Origin of the sequence: Halovivax sp., from assembly GCA_007119345.1 — an archaeon.
Taxonomy (GTDB): domain Archaea; phylum Halobacteriota; class Halobacteria; order Halobacteriales; family Natrialbaceae; genus Halovivax.
Window position 1 is genome coordinate 1 of the sequence record SKPV01000111.1, and the last position, 4,936, is coordinate 4,936.

General features: G+C 69.1%; 5 protein-coding genes and 3 pseudogenes. 4 read left to right on the top strand and 4 right to left on the bottom strand.

From position 1 onward, the window contains the following. Positions 1-246 (top strand): annotated as a pseudogene (locus tag QZT59_RS07465) (ABC transporter ATP-binding protein); the annotation flags it as partial. Further along, positions 243-1,154 carry an ABC transporter permease gene (locus QZT59_RS07470; RefSeq protein WP_290813621.1) on the top strand — a complete coding sequence of 304 codons (912 nt, stop codon included), beginning with the start codon at positions 243-245 and terminating at the stop codon, positions 1,152-1,154. The pseudogene QZT59_RS07465 and the gene QZT59_RS07470, both read left to right, overlap by 4 nt. 75 nt (positions 1,155-1,229) lie before the next feature. Here QZT59_RS07470 and QZT59_RS07475 read toward each other — a convergent pair whose 3' ends face one another. Then, complete coding sequence (locus tag QZT59_RS07475) at positions 1,230-1,829, bottom strand: nitrous oxide reductase accessory protein NosL (RefSeq protein WP_290813623.1); 600 nt, start codon at positions 1,827-1,829, stop codon at positions 1,230-1,232. Between the two features lie 371 nt (positions 1,830-2,200). On the opposite strand from QZT59_RS07475, the gene QZT59_RS07480 reads away from it, so the two are divergent. After that, positions 2,201-2,626: an OsmC family protein gene (locus tag QZT59_RS07480; protein ID WP_290813626.1), complete on the top strand. Its 426-nt coding sequence runs from the start codon at positions 2,201-2,203 to the stop codon at positions 2,624-2,626. Between the two features lie 228 nt (positions 2,627-2,854). Here QZT59_RS07480 and QZT59_RS07485 read toward each other — a convergent pair whose 3' ends face one another. Next, positions 2,855-3,442 carry a vitamin K epoxide reductase family protein gene (locus tag QZT59_RS07485; protein WP_290813629.1) on the bottom strand — a complete coding sequence of 196 codons (588 nt, stop codon included), beginning with the start codon at positions 3,440-3,442 and terminating at the stop codon, positions 2,855-2,857. A 382-nt stretch (positions 3,443-3,824) separates the two neighbouring features. Here QZT59_RS07485 and QZT59_RS07490 point away from each other — a divergent pair, with 382 nt between their 5' ends. Beyond that, positions 3,825-4,229 (top strand): co-chaperone YbbN, encoded by a 405-nt coding sequence (locus QZT59_RS07490; RefSeq protein ID WP_290813635.1) that lies wholly within the window; start codon positions 3,825-3,827, stop codon positions 4,227-4,229. Between the two features lie 23 nt (positions 4,230-4,252). Here the strand turns inward: QZT59_RS07490 and QZT59_RS19205 are convergent. Together QZT59_RS19205 and QZT59_RS07500 are read right to left on the bottom strand one after the other, a co-directional pair. After that, a pseudogene (locus tag QZT59_RS19205) lies at positions 4,253-4,486 on the bottom strand (aldo/keto reductase); the annotation flags it as partial. A gap of 151 nt (positions 4,487-4,637) precedes the next feature. After that, positions 4,638-4,936: pseudogene (locus tag QZT59_RS07500) on the bottom strand (heavy metal translocating P-type ATPase); the annotation flags it as partial.

Here is a 4,936-nt window from a genome sequence, read left to right on the forward strand (position 1 = left end):
CACGTCTTCGAGGTCGCCGCGGAGCTCGCCGCCGGTGGCACCGGGGTCTTGCTGAGCTCTCACGACCTCGAACTCGTCGAGCGAACGGCCGACCACGTGATTATACTCGACGACGGCACCGTCCAGGCCCGCGGCGCGCCGGCGGCGCTCGTCGACGAAGGCGACGTGGAGTCGTTGCGTGGCGTCTACGAAGCGTCGACGATCGGCGACGATCGTCGCGTCCGGGTACGGGGTGAGACGTCGTGACCGATCCGGCGTCGACCGACGGACACCCCTCGTCGACCGACGGACACCCCTCGTCGACCGATCCGGAGCGGGCGCTCTCGCCGGGATCGGCCCGTCCCGGGTGGAGACACCGACTCGGACGCGTCGTCGCACGCGAACTCCGGACGGTCGCCCGCACGCGGACCTTCGGTCTGCTCGCGGCGGCACTTGCCGCCGTCGTCGTCGCGATCGCGTGGGTCGGCGGCGGCATCAGGGCCGGCTACGTCCCGGCCGTCGTCGACCTCCTCACGCCGCTCGAGCTGCTCGTGCCGATCGTCGCCGTCGCGTTCGGCTACCGGGCGATTCTGGGCGACCGGCGCCGGGGCGAACTCGACGTCCTCGAGACCTACCCGCTCTCGGCCCGCGAGCTCGTCGTCGGCGTCTACGTCGGACGGGCGCTCGCGCTGACGGTCGCCGTCGTCGTCCCGCTGGTCGTCGTCGGGCTCGGGGTCGTCCTCGCCCGGGAGGCGCCGCTGGCGATCTACGCCACCCACGCCGGAGCCGACTCGCCGCTGCTTTACGCCCGGTTCGTGGTGCTGACGGCGGCGTTCGCGCTAACGATGCTGGCCGTCGCCGTCGCCGTCTCGGCGCTGGTCGGCGGGAGCCGGAGCGCGCTCGCGCTGGCGGTCCTCGCGCTGGTCGTCCTGCTCGTCGGCCTCGACCTCGCGCTGGTCGCCGGCCTCGCCAGCGGCCTGCTCGGCGACTCCTCGCTCGTCCACGCGCTGGCGGTGAGTCCGCTCAGCGCCTACCGCGGACTCGTCTTCGAGACGGTCGTGCTGACCGCGGCGGGTACCGGGCCCCGGGTGGCGTCGCCGGGCGCGAGCCTGGTCGGGCTCCTCGTCTGGACCGTCGGCTCGCTCGCGGTCGCCACCTGGGGAGTGAAGCGATGACTGCGCCGTGGTGGCCGCCAGTTCGACACGCGGACTCGGCACCGAAGCATCCGAGACGGTCGTGGCGCCGGTCGACTACATCAACGACATGATGAGTTCCTGACTCACCTCGCCGTGCTCGTAGCTGTCGCCGCCGTAGTCGGCCGCGAACGCCGCCGCGTCGTCGGCGTCGGAGAAACCGATGATCGACGCGCCCATCGCTCCCTCGACCCCGCTGTCGGCGATCAGGGTGAGGTCGTCCGCCCGGCCGAAGTCGTCCGCGTCGACGTGGCTCGAGATCTCGGGCTCGTCGCCGCCGGTATCGATCTCGTACTCGACCGTCGAGTAGTCGGTGAGGTAGACCACGTCGGGCTCCTGCTCGTCCTCGTGCTCGAAGAGAAACGCGTACGTACAGAGCGAACTGCAAAACTGCGCCGGCCGGTCCTCGGCGTCGTCGAGCAGCGCCTCCGGATCGTCGTAGAACGACTGGCCGACCGGGCCCGGATAGTCGACGATATCCATGGTGCAGTTGTCACAGAGTCGACCGGCCTCGATCGTGATCGGCGCCGGCACGTCGTCGCCGTCGCCGGTGAGACAGCCGGCCACCGCCGTCGTTCCCGCGAGAGCTGAAACGGCGAGAACCGTTCGGCGCGTCACGCCTCGATTAGATTCGGCCCCGGTTAGTCGTCTTGCCATGCCTCCACTAGGGATCTGACCGATAAGACTGGCGTGGTCCGATCGACGAAAGCGAGCCCGACGCGTTCGGCCCCTCGCCGACCGTGATCGGCGTCGGTGATCCGCACCTCGGTGATCCACTCGTTGATGATCCGCACCTCAGCGATCCCCACGTGGTGATCCGCGCGTCGGTGACTGGCCGAGACCCGGCGTCGGCCAGCTCTCGACGCACCTGCGAGCGTCGACTCCGCTCGATGGCCAGTATTGCTGGAACGGTATTGGGATTTTTACACAATGCTTAATACCACGTCCTGCGACCGATCTGTCGTCGCCGACGGTCCCGCCGGCCCGACCGACCGTCGACGCCCCACCGAATCACCCCCGAGTACACGATGACACGATCCACCGAGCTGACGACGTACGAACTGACCGGCGAGCGAGTGAGCCCGAAGCGGATGCGAATCGACACCGGCGACGCCGAGTTCGTCGTCGGCCACGACGTCAACCCCGTCGAGTACTTCCTGGGCGCCGTCCTCGGCTGCCTGAACTCGACGGGGACCATGGTTGCCCGCGACATGGACCTCGCGATCGACGAGATGGAGGTGGCGATCGAGGGCGGCGTCGATTACGCCAGCTACCGCGGCGAGGCGTCCGAGGCCCGGCCCGGCCTCCAGGGGCTCGACGTGACGATCACCGTGGACGCCGACGCCGACGAGGAGACCCTGACGGAGTGGCTCGCGGCCGTCGAAGCGCGGTGTCCGGTCACCGACAACGTCGAGAACGAAACGTCGCTCGAGCTCTCCGTCGAATCGGCGTAAATACTGTTTCGACGCCCTCGCTACTCCGGACGTTCGGCCGAGCCGATCGCATCGACGGGACGCCCGCACCGGAGGGCCACCTCGTCGATAACCGACGGTCACCGACGGGTATCCCGTGCGTCGAAAAGGGTCGTCCGCGATCGGTTCGGTTCCACCGCGACCGCGTCACGCGGCCCGCACGTTCGGGAGGCGCTCGGCGCGGTCGTCGGAGCCGACTTCGTTCCCGGTTCAGGCGCCCGGGATGGGCGCGAGGGTGATGCCGTACATCGCCACGACCGTGACGGCGATCGTCGCGGCGATCAGCGACGGCCAGACTCGCGTGCTGTCGACGCCAGGGGCGATTCGACCGCCGCCCAGGTACTTGACACCGAGTTCGATGCCGAACAGCGACGTCGTCGCGGCCGCGGACAGCATGCAGAACGGGCAGATCTCGCCGATCACGCCGAGTTGCAGGTAGACGAAGTACGCCGACGCGACGAGTCCGCCCGCGGTGATCGCGAAGACGGCCCGTTCGATCAGCTCGTGTTTGGTCTCGAGCCACAGCCCGCCGAGCACGATCATCGTCGCGTAGTAGCCGGCGCCGAGCAGCGCCAGCGGGAGCGGCCCGACGTACGCCCAGGCGCTGGTGATGACCGCCATGCTCCCTTCGGGTTCGACGCCCGAGGGGAGCGGCAGCGCCCAGAAGTGAACGGCGGTGAGAAAGATACTCGCTCCCCAGCCGATCACCGCGATTCCGAGGAAGGCGCCCAGCAGTCGATTCACGTAGCCGTTCTCGACCGGTTCGCTCGTGCCGGTGTTGGTCACTGTTTCTGCCATCTCGTTCGACGGTTCGGTTCGAGGGCCAATAAAAGTTTGCATGCTTCCCACAAAACTGCACAATACCTATTCGGGTCTTTTCTCGCCCTCGACGAGCGACACCGAGGGCGCTCGCCACGATTGATCGGGCGGAGAACGCCGCCGGCCCGGGGCTCGGGGCGAACTACGCCGTGGTCCGGCCCACCGCCTGCGAGACGGTCACGCGGGCGTTCATCCCAGCAGATCGTCCGCCCCGGGCTCGAGAGGGAGTGGGGACGACCGGGTTCGCGCCAGTTCCGGCGCCCATCCGCCCATGTATTGTGCAACTTACACACAACCGTTATAGTCGTCGAGGGCGTACCGAGGCGATATGAGCGACTCGCTGGACGAGTAACGCCGGCGGATCCGCGAGCGGAAGAAACGGGAGTTGCAACGCCGCCTCGGGGACGAGAGCGACGCCGCCGACGCGGGCGTCGGCGGAACGGAGACACCGACCGAACCGATCGCGATCGAGGGGCGGTCCCACCTCGAGGACGTCGTCGGGGAGTACGACGTCGTCCTCGTCGACTGCTACGCCGACTGGTGTGGCCCCTGTCAGATGATGGAGCCGACGATCGAGGCGCTCGCGGCGGAGACCGACGCCGCCGTCGCGAAAGTCGACGTCGACGCCAACCAGCGGCTGGTCCAGCAACTGGGCGCGCGCGGCGTCCCGACGCTCGTTCTCTACGCCGACGGCGAGCCGGTCGAGCGAATGGTCGGCGTCCAGGACCGCGCGACGCTCGACGGGCTCATCGAGCGACACGGCTGACGCCGAGCGCCGCGCGGCGGTCGGCGACTCGATCGATCCGCTCGGTCATCCCGGATCTGCCAGTAGAGTTTCGAGGCGACCGCGTAGCGCTCGCGGTCGCGGTCGGCGAGCCAGTCGCCGATCCAGCGCTCGCCGTCCCCGCCGCCGTAGACGTCCGCGGTGTCGACGTACCGGCCGCCGGCCTCGGCGTCGGCGTCGAGCAGCTCGTTGGCGCGCTCCTCGGTGAGCTCGAGGTCCCCCTCCTCCGTGGTCCGGCCTCGCCCGCGACCATCGGCGGAAACCGCGCGCGGGCCCGTGGTACGACGATAGATCGAGACGCGATTCGTCGGGCAGCATCGATCGCGACACGATTCGTCGGGCGGCGACAACGAGCGTGTGCGCGTTCGCGTCGGCCACGTGGTCGCGCCATCATCCGTCGAAGCGGAGCAGTCGCAGGCCGATCAGGCTGACGAGGACGGTCGACCCCTCGTGACCGACCACGGCGACCGGGAGCGGAATGCCCGCGGTGAGGATCGCGATCACCATGATCGCGATCGCCCCGAACGCGATGGCGAAGTTGACGTACAGCGTGCGGCGGGTCTCCTTACTGAGCGCGAAGGCGTAGGGGAGTCGGTCGAGCCGGTCCGACATGAGCACGATGTCGGCCGTCTCGAGCGCCACGTCGGTTCCGGCCCCGCCCATGCCGACGCTGATGTCCGCCGTCGCGA

Coding starts and splice junctions, on each gene's coding strand:
- QZT59_RS07475 (WP_290813623.1), bottom strand. CDS start 1,829: ATGGCAAGACGACTAACCGGGGCCGAATCTAATCGAGGCGTGACGCGC.
- QZT59_RS07480 (WP_290813626.1), top strand. CDS start 2,201: ATGACACGATCCACCGAGCTGACGACGTACGAACTGACCGGCGAGCGA.
- QZT59_RS07485 (WP_290813629.1), bottom strand. CDS start 3,442: ATGGCAGAAACAGTGACCAACACCGGCACGAGCGAACCGGTCGAGAAC.